This is a genomic window from Synergistaceae bacterium (assembly GCA_012521675.1).
Classification (GTDB): domain Bacteria; phylum Synergistota; class Synergistia; order Synergistales; family Aminobacteriaceae; genus JAAYLU01.
The window spans coordinates 1-16,300 of the sequence record JAAYLU010000036.1 but is presented as its reverse complement, the minus strand read 5'-3'; the positions used below and the strand labels follow the sequence as shown (position 1 = coordinate 16,300).

Genomic DNA, 16,300 nt, shown 5'->3' with positions numbered 1-16,300 from the left:
GTCCTATTTGACGACCAGCAGCACTTTGCACTCTTTGCGGAAGTCGTAGGAGCTGCCCCTTACCATGGCCGCCGCCGAATTCGGGATGACTATGTCGACGTTCCCCGTCGAGAGGCGGACGGCCTTGGTCTTGATCGGGTTGGGCGCGACCCGCAGCTCTCCCTGCGCGTAGTTGATGTTGTTGTAGTAAGAGCAGATCCCCGACTGGAGCAACCACTTCTGCTCGGTGAACTCGACCCCGTAGACCGCCCTGCCGGACTCGTCGAACACCCGGAACGTCACCGACGGAATCAGGGGAAGGTGCCTCAAGTCTATGACGAGTCCCGTGTATCTGCCGGAGGTCTTGGGCGGCGGCGCCTTCTTCTCGGTCTCGATTATTACTTTGTCCACCGGGACCCTCGGGCAGACGATGGAGCGCACCTCGGCCAGCTTGATCCTGCCTGTGACCGTGTACGCCTCGCCGTCCCACTCCCCCTTGAGCAGCTCCACGTTCTTGATGACCCCGTGAACCTCGGACCGGACCATATCCTCCGCCATGAAGTCGTCCATCGTAGTCCTGGCGTCGACCTGGACTCCGCCCATGAACTCCAGTAGGTTCCGCTGAAGATCGACTATCGCGCCCCTGCGAGCCAGCGCCTTCGCCTGGGCCCCCTGCTTCCCCTTGGGCGCCACAGCCATTCCGGTGGCCTCGATGTAGTTTTGGGTCCAGTCGATAAGCCCCTTCTCCTTCTGCGTGGTGATCGGGTGCAGCTCCACCTCCACTTCGATCGCAGACGCCGAGCCGCACGGAATAACCATCAACGCCATCAGCAAGAAAACAAGCAGACGCTTCATACCCTCAACCCCCTCTTGATTTTTGTTGTACCAGTCGCGGAGCGTGCGATTGCCCCGGAGACTCCCGTGACCAACAGGGCGGATAAACGTGATCCAAGTCCCCTGTTCGGTGATAAAAGATCCTATCGGATAATACACCAAAGTCATACCTTTTGCACAGCGCACCATCAACGGAGGTAGCCGTCTATCGCCTCGTCGAGATCGGCGAAGGCCCGCTCCAGATCCGGCAGCATCGCGATAAGCGACTCCAGGTCCCCCTCCCTGCCGGCACTCTCCGCCCGCGAGGCGAGTTCCCTCACCTCAGCGCCCCCCACGCCCCCCGCGGCGCCCTTCAACGTGTGCGCGTGCCCGGCTGCGCCGTCGGCGTCCCCCGCCTCGGCTCTCTCTCTCATATCCGCCAATGTGCCGGACAGACTGCCGGAGAAATCGGCAAGTATCTCCGCAACGGCCTCTTTATCTCCCTCGAGGCTCTTCAGTAGATAAGCCGAGTCGAAGACGGCGGGCCTTTCGTCCGTCGCCTTCGCCGGGTCGGAAGTCCGGGGCGAGCCGTCCGCAACCGTCCTGAAAATAGTATCCAGAAGAACCCTCTTCTCAATGGGCTTTGACACGTACTCGTTCATGCCTGCCTCCATGCATCTCTCCCTGTCCCCCGACATCGCGTGAGCCGTAAGGGCGATCACCGGTATCGGGGGTTGGACTCTCCTGCTCTCCCTCAGCCTGATCTCGCGAGTCGCCTCGAGCCCGTCCATCACCGGCATCTGCACGTCCATCAGGACGGCGTCGTAACCGCCCATTTCAAGTGCGGCCACCGCCTGGGCGCCGTCCTCGACCAGGTCGGTCTCGATCCCTGCCCCGGACAGCATGGCAGCTATCACCCTTCTGTTTATCGAGTTGTCCTCCGCCACCAGTACCTTCAATCCCTCCAGTCGAGCGCCGCCCGAGGCCTCGGCGTCCGCGACGCCCGTGTCCGCCTCCTCCAGGCATGAGATCGCGGACACTTTGACGGTGAACCAGAACAGAGTACCGGGGCCCCCTCCCTCCAGGCCCGACGGACTCGACAGTCCGATCTCTCCTCCCATCAGCTCCGCCAGCTCCTTGGAGATGGCCAGGCCCAGCCCCGTGCCTCCGTGACGCCTGGTCAGGGTGGGGTCGGCCTGTGAGAACTCGGCGAACAGCAGGTTTTGAACCTCGTCGGGTACACCGATGCCCGTGTCCGCCACGGAGAAGCGGACGGCCAGGTGTCCCTCTTCGTCCGCTCCTTCGGCCTCCGCGGTCACGGCGATCCGACCCTCGGCGGTGAACTTTACCGCGTTGTCGAGCAGGTTGGTCAGTATCTGCCTGATCCTGAACCTGTCCCCTCGGACGCACGACGGCACGGATGGCGAGAAGGTCCCGTCGAACCTCAATCCCTTCACCGAGGCTCGCGCCGCGCCGAAGGCGAATATCTCGTCCAGGAACTCGCGGAGGTCGAACTCCTCCTCGCTCACCTCCAGCCTTCCCGCCTCCAGCTTGGAGAAGTCGAGCACGTCGTTTATGAGAGCGAGCAAGTGCCTGCCGCTGGATTTGAGAAGGGCCACGTACTCCCTCTGTTCTTCGGTGAGGGGGGAGCCCTCCAGTATCTCCGCCATGCCTATCACTCCGTTCAGGGGTGTGCGTATCTCGTGGCTGACGTTCGCCAGAAACTGCCCCTTGGCTATGTTGGCCGCCTCCGCCCTCTGCGTCATCTCCCGCGACTCGTCGAGGGCCCTCTCCAGCGACACGTTTGCCGCCTCCAGCTCTTCCCCCGCCCTCTCCAGGGCCATCTCGGAGAGCTTTCGATCAGTTATGTCGTGGACCATGCCGACCGAACGGACAACCCTGCCCTCATCGTCCCTGTAGTGTCTGCAAAGCTCATGGAGGTGAAGGGTTTCCCCCGTCTCGGCGTTGATCACCCTGTGCTCGAACTCGTACCCGTCCAGTCCATCCGCCACGGAGGAGGAGTAGGCGGCGTCCAGCGCCCCCCTGTCGTCCGGGTGCACGGCGTCCAGAAAAGCCTCGTAGGTCTGAGGAGAGCCGACCGGGAGCCCGAAAAGGCTGTAGACCTGGTCGGACCATGTCAGCACGCCGGATGGCAGGTCGAGAATCCAGCTTCCCAGGCGGGCGATCTCCTGGGCCTCCTTCAGCATCCTCTCGCTATCCATGAGAGTCCTTGTCCTCTCTCTCACCAGCATCTCCAGCTCCTCCTCTCTGCCTGCCAGGACGGAGACCAGGAAGAACACGGCGAAGGTCAGCAGGAGCCCCACCACTAGGATGCCCATGCCGAGATCCTGCGGATAGACAACGTCGAATAAAGCGCCCTTGTGAACGACCACCAGGATGACCTTCCCGAAGACGAGCAAGGGAAAGACGAAGGTGTTCTCGCTTTTCAGGGGGGCTCCCTCCCCGTGGCAATCGTGCCCGGGCGAGGAACATGCCAGGAGCTCCGGCGGCTCATCGCCCCTCGCCAGGAAGATCTCCGTGATTGAAATATCCACGTCGTCGTCGCCCGACATCTCGCCCGAGTAGGACAGGAGGTCGCCAAAGGCCAGCCTCGCCAGGGCGAAACCCCTGATCCTCCCTCCCGGGGAGAGATAAACCGGCCTCAGGACGAGGAAGCCCTTCTCTTCGGGGGCGTCCTGGATCAGGGTCACAGGGTCGGTGGCAATGGCCCTTCCAGTCGCCGCGCTCTCCTCGATCGCTCTTCTGCGGACGGGCTCCGACCCCATATCGTAGCCGAGGACGACCTCTCCCGCCTTAGGGGGGGACACGAGGGTCACCACGTAGTAGTCGTCCCTCTCGCCCGCCACGATCCTGTCGCCCCCGTCTTTCCCCTGCCAGATGGCAAAGCCGTGATCCCAGGTGGATCTCATTTTCTCCTCGAATTGCTCTCGCTCGTGATCCTGCACGGCGACCACCCATTCCCAACGGCTCACCAGAGGATCGTCGGCAAGGAATGCCGAAAAGGCCCCGAATTCCCTCTTGCCCACCTCGTCCAAAGTCTCTATGAAGGACGCCAGGGTCTCGAGTTTCATCTGGCTGACGTTTCTCATAAGGCGTGAAACGTGGTTAACCCTTCTTTCCGCGAGCCTGTGGAAAATGAGGTCGGACTCCGCGGCCGATTGACGGCAGTGGGAGAGGAAGAAGGCGAGAACGACGATCGCGCACGCCAAGGCTGCTATCACGGCCTCCGCCCTTACCCCCCCTCCTTCTCTCTCCTCGGAACGGGCAGCGCGCCTCCGGATGACGATCGTACCTGCGATCGCCAGCAGGCACAGGGCCGCCACCGCCGCCACGGGCAGTTGGAGGGCCCTCCAGACCCTGCGCGAGAGCAGGGAGTGGTCCAACTCAAGCCAGAGGAGGGCCTCCGGGCCGGATTGACGACCACTTCCCAGCGGCGCAAAGACCGCGATGCCCTCGTCTTCCCTTGCGCCGTAAGGCATCGCGACGACCGCCTTGCGTTCCTCAGCCGCGCCGAGCGCCGTCGAGCGCAGATCCTCGGGCAGGGGGCGGTACAGCGGAGGATCGCTCTTGTCGTCTGTCTCGGAGCACATACGTATCATTGGGATCCCCTCTTGGTCCACCTCCACGAAGCGAAGAGCCCTAAGGACCGGATAGATCAGCTTCAGTGCCGAAAAGTGCACCCTGATCTGTCCCCTCTCAAAATCGTCTCCGCATGATGGGGGCCTTTCTCCCATCCCTTCCGCGAGCCTCGCGCTCCAGTCGGCAAGCTCTCTCTTCAACCGTGCCTCCTCCTTGTAGGAGGTCTCCAGTATGAGGAGCAAAGCGGCCGCCAGTCCGAGAATGATCAAGAGCCCGGAAAGTTTTGAGAAAAGGCCGCTGGAGAACCACACGGCAAGCCCGTTTTTCTTATTGGACATAACACCGCACCCCCTTGCACGGAGCCAATTCAATAGTCCAAGTCCGGTTCGCTGCGCGCCCGGGAGGCGACGCGGTCGTCCGGAGGTACACATGTTCAACAGTTCAATATTACACTGGATCCGCATCTTTTGCACGATTTGGTAGCAGGTGACTTATCGCCTGCTCATGTCATCCCGAGCGAAAGAGAGGAATCTCACCGCCGCAGGCGTTGCGCTTTGCTATAATGGGTTCGGCACTGAAAATCGGCCGCGTTTTCGGCCGTGAAGGGAGTGTGAGGACGGTGGGCGAACTGTCGAAGCTGCCGAACATAGGCCCGAAGCTCGAGTCGCAGCTATCGGACGCGGGGATAATCACGGAGGAGGAGTTCAGGAGGGTCGGAAGCCGCGAGGCTTGGCGTCGCATCCTCGAACGCGACCCTTCCGCCTGAATGTCCAGGCTTTCCGCGCTGGAGGGCGCGGTTCAGGGCGTGCGAAAGGAGCTGCTGGACGAGGACACGCTGGGTTCGTTGAGCGAGTTCTACTACCAGCACAAGGGCAGATGGCCCCGGGGCCGCCGCAAGGCCTGACCGGCAAACCACCGGAGCCGGCGTCGACTGGCCCCGGCCCGCGGCATCTATGAACAGGAGGTTGACTCATGAACTGTCTCGCACTGCTTGGAAGCCCCAGGAAGGATGGAAACACGGCGTCCCTGCTTGACTCCTTCATCGAGGGGGCCGAATCGAAGGGGCTCTCGACCAAAAAGGTCTGGCTCCACGAGAAGAATATAACCTGGTGCAATGCCTGCGGCTACTGCAAAAAAGACGGCATAGGCACAGGAAAGTGCGTCCACGACGACGACATGACGGAGCTGTACCGGGACATACTGGCAGCGGACGCGATCGTCCAAGCCTTCCCCGTCTACTGGTGGACTATGCCGGCCCAGACGAAGGTCTTCCAGGACAGGATCTACGCGCTTGACTACAGGATGCTGAACGGAAAGAAGTTCTACCTTCTGTCTACCTACATGGACGAGGACCCGAACAGCGGTTTCGCCATCGCGGAGAGCTCCTTCAGGGAGATATGCTCCTACCTGCGGTTGGACTTCGCCGGGAGCCTCGGGGTCTGCTCCGGATCCGGGCCAGTGAGGGAGAACAGGGAGGCGCTGGACCGGGCCTTTCGGATGGGCGCGGGGGTCTGACATCTTGCGCGGTGCTCTTGGGAGGACAAGGCGCGGGCCTGACAGGCCCGCTTTTTCGTTGCGAGGTTTGCGCTAGCGGACGCCGCCGGTCAAACCGATCGACTTTGTGAAAGAATTGAAATGCCCGGCCGTTTTTTGATATACTTTCCAACAGCCTTGTGTACGGAGGAACTATCCGGATGAGACTGGACAAATTTCTGAAGCTCTCCAGGCTGGTGAAGAGAAGGACTGTCGCTCAGGAGATGGTCAGCATCGGCGCGGTCCGACTCAACGGCAGGGAATGCAAGCCCGCGGCGGAGGTTCGGCGTGGCGACCGGGTGGAGATAGCCTACCCGACGCGGCTTCTGTCGCTCGAGGTGCTGTGCGCGGACGAGGCCGCGATGAAGAGGATGCCGCCCGGCGAGACGTGGGCGCTGATAGAGGAGAAGAGGGTGAACCCTGCGGAGAAGCCCTGGTAAGGCTGCGGCGGCACCGGCTTCAGGCGCTTCGGATTAATGAAGAGGAGCTGAAAAGGATGAGTTGTATAATAGGAGTTCATGGACGGGAGATAATCGACTCCAGGGGCAACCCGACGATCGAGGTCGAGGTCTGGCTGGACAGCGGTGCCACGGGCAGGGCCTCGGTGCCATCCGGGGCGTCGACGGGGACTTACGAGGCCCTCGAGTTGCGCGACGGCGGGGACCGCTACCTGGGCAAGGGAGTGCTGAAGGCAGTAGAGAACGTCAACGAGAGGATAGCGCCCGAGGTGATGGGCTTCGACGCGGACGACCAGGCGGGGCTGGATCGCCTCATGATCGATCTGGACGGCACGACGAACAAGGAATTCCTCGGCGCGAACGCCATCCTCGGTGTGTCGCTGGCGGCGGCCAGGGCGGCGGCGGAGGATCACGACGTACCATTGGCGTCGTGGATAGGCGGGCTGGGGCCCTTCTCCCTTCCGACGCCGATGATGAACGTAGTAAACGGTGGAGCGCACGCCGACAACAACGTCGATATCCAGGAGTTCATGATCGTGCCTCACGGCGCGGACTCCTTCGCCGAGGCTCTCCGGATGGGCGTAGAGGTCTATCACACTCTTAAGAAGTCCATGTTGAGCCGCGGTTACAGCACGGCTATAGGGGACGAAGGCGGCTTCGCACCCGACCTCAAGAGCAACCGCGAAGCGATCGACCTGATCCTGGAGGCGGTGGAGAAGGCCGGCTACAAGCCCCGCGAGCAGTTCTCCATAGCGCTCGACGTCGCGGCGACAGAGCTGTTCAAGGACGGCAAGTACCACTTTGCGGGCGAGGACAGGGCTTTCTCCCCGGAGGAGATGGTCGGCTACTACGAGCAGCTCTGCAAGGACTACCCGATCCTGTCGATCGAGGACGGCATGGCCGAGGACGACTGGGCCGGCTGGTCCCTTATGACCGAGCGGCTCGGCTCGAAGATCCAGATCGTCGGCGACGACCTCTTCGTCACCAACCCGCTGAAGCTCGCAAGGGGTATAAGGGATGGAGTGGCCAATTCGATCCTCATCAAGCTGAACCAGATTGGCTCCCTGTCGGAGACGCTGGGCGTGATAGCGATGGCAAAACGGCACGGCTACGCGACCGTCATCTCGCACCGCTCGGGCGAGACGGACGACTCCTTCATCAGCGACCTTGCGGTGGCCACGGGGGCGGGCCAGATCAAGACGGGGGCCCCCGCCAGGATAGACAGGGTGGCGAAGTACAACCAGCTGCTTCGGATAGCAGAACGGCTGGGCGCTGCGGCCCCTTACGCGGGGCTGTCGCAGTTCAGGGGAAGCCCTGCGAGATAGGGGTAATCCATAACAAGGAGGCAGGTACGATGAAAAAGATCATTTCCACGGAGAACGCGCCCGCAGCGGTCGGGCCGTACAGCCAGGCGATAAAAGCCGGTTCGTTTCTGTTCTGCTCCGGGCAGCTCCCTATGGATGCGAAGACCGGGGAGTTCGTCCCCGGCGGGGTGACCGAGCAGGCGGAGCAGGTGCTGAAGAACGTGCAGGCTGTCCTCGAGGGCGCCGGATATTCTCTGACCGACGTCGTCAAGGCCACGGTCTTCGCGACCAGCATGGGGGACTTCGCGGCCGTCAACGGCGTTTACGCCAAGTTCTTCGAGAAGGAGCCCCCGGCCCGTTCGTTCGTAGAGGTGAGCGCCCTCCCCAGGGGAGCGCTGGTGGAGATCGAAGTCATAGCCTGGAAAGAATGACGTCGCCGTCGGAAGGCGGCGTTTCAGGCCCTTTGACCCTCAAGGGTACGCGTAAATGAAGGATTTGAAGATTTCCGAGCCCACGGTGGAGCGCCTCGTCCAGTACCACCGCCTTCTCGAGCGAGTGGCCGCCGAGGGTAGAAAGGTCATCTCGTCTAAGGAGATCGGTAAGATGCTCTCCTTCAAGGCGAGCCAGGTCAGAAAGGACCTCTCTTACTTCGGGGAGATAGGCAGGCGCGGCGTCGGGTACCATGTCGACAGGCTGTTCAGGCACGTGGACGCCATACTGTCGTCTCCCGGCACATGGTCCATAGCCCTCGCTGGTGTAGGCAGGCTGGGGGAGGCCCTGCTGGGCTACGGCGGCTTCAGAAGCGAGAAGTTCCATATCAAGGCCCTCTTCGACGTGGATCCGGACAAGGTCGGCTCGGCAATACGGGGCGTCCCGTGCTATTCGATCGAGGACGCTCCCCGGATAATGCGCGAGAAGGAGATAAAGGTCCTGATCGTCTCCGTTCCGTCCGGTGCGGCCCAGTATGTCGTCGACAGGGCGGTCGAGTCGGGGTGCGTCAGGGGTATACTGAACTTTTCGCCGGTCAACCTGATGGTCCCCGAGGGCGTGCTGCTTTACAGCGTGGACATATCAGTCGAGCTGGAGAAGCTTCTCTTTTATCTCAAGCTCAAGGATCAATAGAGACTATCGGTACAGCCGGGCTCCTGGCTCGACTTGAGGCGCCCGGCCGTTGCCGAATTTTGAAGGAGGCGTTTTTTTTGGAACAACAGTGCGGACAGGCGGCGGGCGGCGCGGGCGGACAGGGTAGCCTTATGGGGATGCTATTCCCCCTTGCGTTATTCATCGTCATCTTCTACTTTTTCATCATCAGGCCGCAGAGGAAGAGGCAGAAGGCGCAGGACGACCTGCTCGCCTCCCTTGTCAGGGGGGACCAGATAGTCACCATAGGCGGTTTCTACGGGACAATCCGGGAAGTAAGGGACGACAACCTCGTCCTGGAGATAGCCGACGGGGTGAGGGTAAGGATACTCAAGTCGGCTGTGGCCTCGAAGAAGGCCTCGGCGGCCCCGGCCCAGAAGGAGGAGCCCGGGGGCAAAGAGGAGTAGGCGTATCCGGGCTTTTGCGCCGGGTGCTTCTCGCTCGGCGCGACCGCCCGGTGTTTTACCCGCCTCTGTTCTGCGGTTTGCCGTTTGCAGCGCGCTCCTCATGCGGGTTTACGTGTCATCAATTTGCGAAAGCAACGGAGGGAATAACATATGTTGAGACGAGACCGCTGGCGACTGGTGTTGATCGTCGTGGTGACGCTTGCGGCCCTTTTCATGGTCTTTCCGATAAGGGGAAGGATCAACCTCGGGCTTGACCTGAAGGGCGGAGCTCATATAGTGCTCCAGGCGAAGGATACGGCGGACAGCAAGGTGTCGGAAGACAGCCTGGAGCGCCTTCTTGCCGTGCTCAGGAACCGAGTGGACCAGTTCGGAGTCGCTGAGCCGGTGATACAGAGGGAGGGAGCGGACAGGATAATAGTGGACCTCCCTGGGGTTCAAGACCCGGACGCGGCCCTGGAGCTGATAGGCAAGACCGCACTCTTGGAGTTCAGGGCCGTTGTGACATCGACATCGCCCGTTCCTCCCGCTGCGGAAAGGCAGAACTACGACTCGGACGCGGAGTTCGAGCGGGCACAGTCGCGATGGAACGAGGCAGTGAAGGCGATCGACGCCCAGAAGGAGGAGCTCGAGCGCCAGTCCGCATCGGTCGACGGAGGGGTGGTGGCCAAGTCGGAAGAGGGCAGGTTCTACCTGCTTGGCCCGGTGCTCGTCGGCGGCAAGGACCTGATCGACGCCAAGCCTCAGTACGATCACCTGGGACGCCCGGTGGTGGCCCTGTCCTTCAACTCCGAGGGGGCGAAGCTGTTTGATGCGGCGACCTTGGCCAACGTAGGCAGGCAGCTCGCAATAGTTCTCGACGGGACGGTCATATCCGCCCCCGTCGTCCAGGAAAGGATCACGGGCGGAAACGCGCAGATCTCGGGGCGCTTCTCAGCCGCCGAGGCCTCGCGGCTCTCCATAATGCTGCGCGCCGGAGCTCTTCCCGTAGCGGTGGACATCATAGAGAACAGGTCGGTAGGACCCAGCCTGGGTGAGGACTCCATCAGGGCGGGGATGCAGGCGGGGCTTGTTGGAGCGGCCCTTGTCTTTCTATTCATGCTGATCTACTATCGCTTCCTGGGGCTCGCGGCCGACGCGGCTCTTATCTTGACCATCCTGCTGGTATTCGCGGGACTGATCACCCTGAAGGCCACCCTCACCCTTCCAGGCATAGCGGGAATCGTGCTCACGATCGGCATGGCGGTGGACGGCAACGTCCTCATCTACGAGCGCATGAAGGAGGAGCAGCGCGCGGGCAAGACTCCGCTGGCCGCGGTGGACGCCGGCTTCAAGAAGGCCCTGACCACCATACTCGACGCGAACATCACCACCCTTATCGCAGCAGCCGTGCTATTTTACTTCGGCAGCGGCCCGGTAAGGGGCTTCGCCGCGACTTTGAGCGTGGGAATAGTCGCCAGCGTCTTCTGCAACGTGGTCGTAACCCGCACAATACTGCAGCTGTTTATGAGCGCTCGCACCGCGAAGTCCGCGGCGTCCCGTTCCTGAGAGAGGTGGAGAGCTGGTTATGAAAGGTTTTTACATTGATTTCATGAAGTACCGCAAGGCTACGTTGCTGTTCAGCCTTATCTGCGTCCTGGCGAGCTTCGGGCTGCTCCTCTTCAGGGGGCTGAACCTCGGGATAGACTTCACCGGCGGCAACGTGGTGCAAGTCGAGTTCCCAGCCGCCGTCTCCGTGGGCGAAGTGCGCAATATCCTTGCGTCGATTGGACAGGATGGGGCCATAATCCAGGCCTACAGCGATGTGGCAGTGATAATCCGAACCGGCGTGGGCGACGATCAGACCAGGGTCGCGGTGGTGGATGCTCTACGCGCGAAGTACCCGGATATGCATGTGGTCGGAATAGAGAAGGTGGGCCCGGTGGTAGGCGCCGAGCTAAGGAAAGAGGCCATGATCGCGCTCGGTCTCTCCCTCGCAGGCATACTGGTGTACATCTCCGTGCGCTTCCAGTTCCGCTTCGCGGTGGTCAGCGTGCTCGCCCTGATGCACGACGCTATCATCACCCTGGGGGTATTCAGTCTCACCGGCATGGAGGTCTCCTCGTCGTTCATCGCAGCGATACTGACGATTGTTGGCTACTCGATCAACAATTCGATCGTCGTGCTGGACAGGGTGCGCGAGAACTGGAATACGTTGAGGAGCGACGGAATTATCACGCTGCTCAACAAATCGATCAACGAGACCCTCTCACGGACCATCAACACATCCTTGACCACCCTGCTACCTCTGGTCGCCCTCTTTCTGTGGGGAGGGAACGTCCTGCGCATCTTCTCATTCGCGCTGCTGATAGGCATCACCGCGGGGACGTACAGCTCTATCTACATGGTTGCGGGCATGCTCGCCGGCTGGTGGGAGAAGTCGCCTCAGAGGGCGTAGCCGCACTCAGTCTGCGCTTTGAATAGGAGTTCGCCAGAGGCCCGTCCTTAAGGACGGGCCTCGTTTTGTATGTATTAAAAGGAATAGACGGCCTTGTGTCCGTGATATACTCGACATGCCGAGGGCTATTCAAGGGGAGGAGAGAGAGTGACGGAACAAGACAGCGGGGGCGTTCCCGTCCCCTTCAGATTCATGGATTGCTCGCTTCTTACCGTCAGCACCGGGATACGGGCTCAGTCGCTCCGCGAGCTTCGAGCGGCCGTGTCGACCATCCCGACAAGCTCGATATACTACCATTTCTGGGGCAGGATGCTGCGCCCTCATATCGCGGAGTCGGAGTATAACAATGATTTCGCCACGTGGGCCGATAGCGGGCTGGGTGACGTGGAGCTGGCCGAAGAGCTGAGCTCGGTCAACGCGGCGGACTGCAAGGACATGGAGGAGGTCCGGGAGATTCTGGAGGACATCCTGGACGCCCATTTGGACAGGGATGATTTCATGAGCTGGAAGAAGAGCGACAGGGATTTCTTCTTCATCGACTGCACGAAGCTGATGTTCGACACGGGGCGGGAGGTCTCCTCGCTGGACGACTTCCCGAAGGAGGTCAAAACGTCCAGCCTGCAGAGCTTCTTCCATCACTACATAGACGGCAGGAGGCGCTCCGAGGAGGGGAAGGACGACTTCACCCTATGGCTGGAGCAATTCGGCGACGAGACGAAAAAGTTGAGAAGCGCGCTACAATCGGTCGACTCCTACCTCTTCTCTCTTGGAGAGCTTAAGTCGCAGGTGGTCGCCATTCTTGAGAGGTTCGCGCGGAGCAGGAGGCGAGACGATGACCGACATGCTTGAGAGATACGCGGGGGTGGTCGGCTCTCACGCGATGGACAGTCTGAGAGTCATCGCCGAAATGCTCGGGGGAAAGAAGATCGTGCACGTGAACTCCACCAAGGAGGGAGGAGGGGTGGCGGAGATTCTCTCCTCTATGATTCCTCTTTCAAAGGAGTTGGGGCTCGACGTTGCGTGGGAGGTCATAGACGGGGATCCGGACTTCTTCGCCTGCACGAAGACGCTGCACAACTCGCTCCAGGGCATGCCCGGCGGGCTCTCCGAGGGGCACGTGGAGGCCTACATGGAGGCGAACAAGCGAAATGCCGGCAGGCTGGGCGGCCTGCTGGAGGAGGCGGACTATGTCTTCATCCACGATCCTCAACCAGCCGCTCTGCTGGGGATGCTCCCCAACAGGAGGGGGAAATGGATATGGCGCTGCCACATCGACGTCAGCTCTCCGAACCGCTCCGTGTGGCGCTTCGTGAAAAAGCAGGTAGAGGGGTACGACGCCTCCATCTTCTCTCTGCCCGATTTCGCCCAGCCTCTGCCTCACCCCCGGCATCTCATCACTCCGAGCATCGACCCGCTGAGCGAGAAGAACGTCAAGCTGACCCGGGGAGAGATCGCCAGGGTCTACAGGAGGCTGGATGTGCCCCTGGACAAGCCGGTGGTCCTGCAGGTGTCGCGCTTCGACAGATTCAAGGACCCTCTCGGGGTCATAGAGAGCTTCAGGATAGCCCGCGAGCATGTAGACCTCCGCCTCGTCCTCGCGGGAGGCGGGGCGACGGACGATCCCGAGTCGGGCGAGGTCCTCGCAGAGGTGCAGAGCGCCGCGGAGCAGGACCCGGATGTCCACGTGCTCTTGCTCCCCTCGGACGCTCACAGGACGATCAACGCCCTTCAGTCCGGGGCTTCGGTGGTGATGCAGAAGTCCACCAAGGAGGGGTTCGGCCTGACAGTGACCGAGGCCCTGTGGAAGAAGAAGCCCGTCATAGGCGGCGATGTCGGTGGAATCCGGCTTCAGATCATCGACCGGTTCAACGGCTTCCGCGTCCGATCTCCCCAGGGGGCCGCGATGAGAATCAGATACTTGCTGGCCCACAGATCGAAGAGGGATCGCATGGGAGCCAACGCTCGCCAGTACGTCCTGGAGAACTTCCTTATAACGAGTCAACTCAGGCGCTATCTCTCGCTGCTGATAGCGCTGGACTCCCCCGGAGGGGATTGGGAGAGATGGATCTGACGGACCGATCCTCTTTCGAGGAGGCCACCGGGCGCTTCTTTTCGTCTTTCAAGGGTGTAAAGCCTCTTCTGGTCAGCGACTATGACGGCACCCTGGCACCGTTCAGAAAGGAGAGGGACGAGGCGACTCCTCTTCCTCCTGTCAGGAGGGCTCTTCGAGCGATCCTGGACGCGGGGGGCGATCTTGTGATCCTCTCCGGCAGAAGGGCAACGGAGGTGGCATCCTTGCTGAATCTTCCCGTGGAGGTATGGGGGTGTCACGGGTGTGAGAAGCTGGGCGTGGACGGAGTGCTGGAGAGGCCGACCCTTCTTCGGGAGGACTCTCTCGCCCTGGAGTCGATGGCCCGGGAGCTGTCAAAATTTCCCACCGGGGCCGTCGAGAGAAAACCGGTCTCGGTCGCCCTGCACTGGCGAGGAAGAGAGAGTGTGAAGGACGCCTACGACGAAGTGTCGGCCCATCTGGCCCTGGAGGCGGGGCGGGCGGGACTGGAGGTCCTTCCGTTCAACGGCGGGATCGAATATCGGCTCTCGCGGTGCACGAAGGGCAGGGCGATGGAGCGGATTCTAATGGAGCGAAAAAGAGGCACTCCGGTCTGCTATCTGGGCGACGACGTCACGGACGAGGACGCGTTCAGGGTCCTTCGGGGACGCGGGCTCGGTGTCCTGGTCGCCGGCCGGTCGGTCGGGACTGCGGCGGAGTTGCGGATCGACCCGGACAACGTGGAGGCTTTCCTCCATCTATGGAGGTACGCGCTGACGAGGAGCGGCGCCGAACGGGGGTAGTTTTTTATGAAACCAAAAGATCGCATGTTGATCGTATCCAATCGCCTTCCGGTCGCCCTTTCGACCGAGGAGGGAAAACTCGCGGGGAGGCCCGCGTCTGGAGGGCTGGTCAACGCGCTCAGCCCGGTGCTGAAGAACAAGGGAGGCGTGTGGGCCGGCTGGCCGGGGACCCTGCAGGAGGTGTCTCCCTCCGCTCTGAGCGGAATCCTCAGGCGGGTGTCCGCCGAGAGCGGCTACAGGCTTCTACCAGTGAATCTCACCAAGGAGGACCTGGACTCCTTCTACTCCGGGTTCTCGAACTCCGTTCTGTGGCCTCTTTTTCACGATCTCCAGGGGAGGTGCGACTTCAACCCCTCCTACTGGGACGGCTACATGACCGCCAACGAGAAGTTCTCCAAGGTCCTGCTGAGGCACGTGAAGGAGGGCGACTTCGTCTGGGTCAACGACTATCACCTCATCCCGCTCGGAGGGATGCTGCGCGCGAGGAGGCCCGGCCTGAAGGCCTCGTTCTTCCTGCACATCCCGTTTCCAAACGTGGACATCTTCATGAAGATGCCGCAGAGAAAGAGAATCCTGTCGCAGCTTACCCACTACTCGTTCGTGGGCTTTCAGACCATGAGGGACAGGAGAAACTTTCTCGACTGCCTCAAGATCTTCTACCCGGAAATGAAGGCATCCGGCAGAGGGAACGTGGTGCGGGTTCGCAAGAAGGACGAGGTCTTCCTGGTGGGCGCGGTTCCGATAAGCATAGACTTTCGCTCCTTCTCGGCCCTGGCATCTTCAAAGAGCGTCATCTCACGCTCTCATGAGATCCGGAAGGAGATATCCGCAGACAGGTATATACTAGGGGTCGACCGTCTGGACTACTCTAAGGGGATCCCCGAGAGGCTCAGGGGTTTTCAGCGTTTCCTTCAGCTTCATCCGGAGCAGAGGGGGAGGGTCAGCATGATGCAGGTGGTGGTCCCGAGCAGGGAGTCCGTCGGGGAATATTTGGATCTTAAACAGGAGATAGAGCTGCTGATAAGCAGGGTCAACGGAGAGTACTCCACGACCGGCTGGGTCCCGGTTCACTGGCGCTACGGCACCGTGCCTCGCGAGGAGCTGGCGGCTCTCTACCGGGGGGCGGACATGGCCTTGGTGACGTCCCTGAAGGACGGCATGAACCTCGTGTGCAAGGAGTACTGCGCCTGCAAGACCGATGCGGACGGGGTGCTGGTCCTCAGCGAGTTCGCGGGTGCGGCCATTCAGCTCGCGAATGGGGCGCTCCTGGTCAACCCGTACGATGTCGACGCGGTAGCCTCGGCGATCGTGGAGGGGCTGACCATGGATGAGGGGGAGAGGAAGCGCCGAATGCGCGGCCTGAGAAAATCCATAGCCAGGAACGACGTATTTCGCTGGGTGGACGACTTTCTTCGAGCTTCGGTCGGCAAGAAGCTGTCCGAGTTCCCCGAGGAAGAAGCTTCTGCCATGTGGCCCGGGCTCGAGAGCGACGGAGAGTAGCCGTCACCGGCGGTGGTTTACTTCTAAACCTTCTCCGACTACAATGAATACCAAAGAAATTGGAATGAGAAATCTCCTCCCGAAAAGGTCGTTTCATGACGTTCGGGTTGAAAAATGGAGCGTGAAACGTGTGAAGACCACAAAGAATTCCGATTCGGCGACCGGATCGGCAACGACGGGTGTCGCCAAGTGACGGCCCTGTGCCCTTCCGAGTCTCTTCGCCTGTTCGAGCCCGACTCCTCCACGCGGGAGTTGGCGGGCCGGATGGGTTGTTCGTTT

16 protein-coding genes are annotated in these 16,300 nt (G+C 61.3%); 14 read left to right on the top strand and 2 right to left on the bottom strand.

Going from position 1 to position 16,300, the window contains the following annotated elements:
- Positions 1 to 3: 3 nt before the first annotated feature.
- Both GX181_04060 and GX181_04055 read right to left on the bottom strand, forming a co-directional pair.
- Complete coding sequence (locus GX181_04060) at positions 4 to 834, bottom strand: hypothetical protein (GenBank protein ID NLM71123.1); 831 nt, start codon at positions 832 to 834, stop codon at positions 4 to 6.
- A gap of 167 nt (positions 835 to 1,001) precedes the next feature.
- Positions 1,002 to 4,730, bottom strand: a complete 3,729-nt coding sequence (locus tag GX181_04055; protein NLM71122.1) for a response regulator — start codon at positions 4,728 to 4,730, stop codon at positions 1,002 to 1,004.
- 281 nt (positions 4,731 to 5,011) lie between these two features.
- Between GX181_04055 and GX181_04050 the strand changes: the two genes are divergently transcribed.
- The 14 genes from GX181_04050 to GX181_03985 all read left to right on the top strand — a co-directional run bounded on the left by GX181_04050 (position 5,012) and on the right by GX181_03985 (position 16,021).
- The gene (locus GX181_04050; protein ID NLM71121.1) at positions 5,012 to 5,158 is read left to right on the top strand and encodes a hypothetical protein; all 147 of its coding nucleotides are present in this window, start codon (positions 5,012 to 5,014) and stop codon (positions 5,156 to 5,158) included.
- Positions 5,159 to 5,296: a hypothetical protein gene (locus GX181_04045; protein ID NLM71120.1), complete on the top strand. Its 138-nt coding sequence runs from the start codon at positions 5,159 to 5,161 to the stop codon at positions 5,294 to 5,296.
- Positions 5,297 to 5,364: 68 nt separating this feature from the next.
- On the top strand, positions 5,365 to 5,907 hold the full coding sequence (locus GX181_04040) for a flavodoxin family protein (GenBank protein NLM71119.1): 543 nt from the start codon (positions 5,365 to 5,367) through the stop codon (positions 5,905 to 5,907).
- A 179-nt stretch (positions 5,908 to 6,086) separates the two neighbouring features.
- Positions 6,087 to 6,365: an RNA-binding S4 domain-containing protein gene (locus GX181_04035; protein NLM71118.1), complete on the top strand. Its 279-nt coding sequence runs from the start codon at positions 6,087 to 6,089 to the stop codon at positions 6,363 to 6,365.
- Between the two features lie 56 nt (positions 6,366 to 6,421).
- Positions 6,422 to 7,708: a phosphopyruvate hydratase gene (eno, locus tag GX181_04030; GenBank protein NLM71117.1), complete on the top strand. Its 1,287-nt coding sequence runs from the start codon at positions 6,422 to 6,424 to the stop codon at positions 7,706 to 7,708.
- A 29-nt stretch (positions 7,709 to 7,737) separates the two neighbouring features.
- Entirely contained in the window at positions 7,738 to 8,118 is a 381-nt protein-coding gene (locus GX181_04025; GenBank protein ID NLM71116.1) for a RidA family protein, read from the top strand.
- A gap of 64 nt (positions 8,119 to 8,182) precedes the next feature.
- Positions 8,183 to 8,809 carry a redox-sensing transcriptional repressor Rex gene (locus GX181_04020; GenBank protein NLM71115.1) on the top strand — a complete coding sequence of 209 codons (627 nt, stop codon included), beginning with the start codon at positions 8,183 to 8,185 and terminating at the stop codon, positions 8,807 to 8,809.
- Positions 8,810 to 8,946: 137 nt separating this feature from the next.
- On the top strand, positions 8,947 to 9,234 hold the full coding sequence (gene yajC, locus GX181_04015; protein NLM71114.1) for a preprotein translocase subunit YajC: 288 nt from the start codon (positions 8,947 to 8,949) through the stop codon (positions 9,232 to 9,234).
- Between the two features lie 150 nt (positions 9,235 to 9,384).
- The gene (secD, locus tag GX181_04010) at positions 9,385 to 10,779 is read left to right on the top strand and encodes a protein translocase subunit SecD (GenBank protein NLM71113.1); all 1,395 of its coding nucleotides are present in this window, start codon (positions 9,385 to 9,387) and stop codon (positions 10,777 to 10,779) included.
- 19 nt (positions 10,780 to 10,798) lie between these two features.
- Positions 10,799 to 11,668, top strand: a complete 870-nt coding sequence (gene secF / locus GX181_04005; protein NLM71112.1) for a protein translocase subunit SecF — start codon at positions 10,799 to 10,801, stop codon at positions 11,666 to 11,668.
- Positions 11,669 to 11,815: 147 nt separating this feature from the next.
- Positions 11,816 to 12,517 (top strand): hypothetical protein, encoded by a 702-nt coding sequence (locus GX181_04000; GenBank protein ID NLM71111.1) that lies wholly within the window; start codon positions 11,816 to 11,818, stop codon positions 12,515 to 12,517.
- Complete coding sequence (locus tag GX181_03995; GenBank protein NLM71110.1) at positions 12,501 to 13,739, top strand: glycosyltransferase; 1,239 nt, start codon at positions 12,501 to 12,503, stop codon at positions 13,737 to 13,739. Before GX181_04000 ends, GX181_03995 begins: the two co-directional genes overlap by 17 nt.
- Positions 13,730 to 14,521, top strand: a complete 792-nt coding sequence (gene otsB / locus GX181_03990; protein NLM71109.1) for a trehalose-phosphatase — start codon at positions 13,730 to 13,732, stop codon at positions 14,519 to 14,521. Before GX181_03995 ends, otsB begins: the two co-directional genes overlap by 10 nt.
- Positions 14,522 to 14,527: 6 nt before the next feature.
- Positions 14,528 to 16,021, top strand: a complete 1,494-nt coding sequence (locus tag GX181_03985; GenBank protein NLM71108.1) for a trehalose-6-phosphate synthase — start codon at positions 14,528 to 14,530, stop codon at positions 16,019 to 16,021.
- Positions 16,022 to 16,300 lie beyond the last annotated feature (279 nt).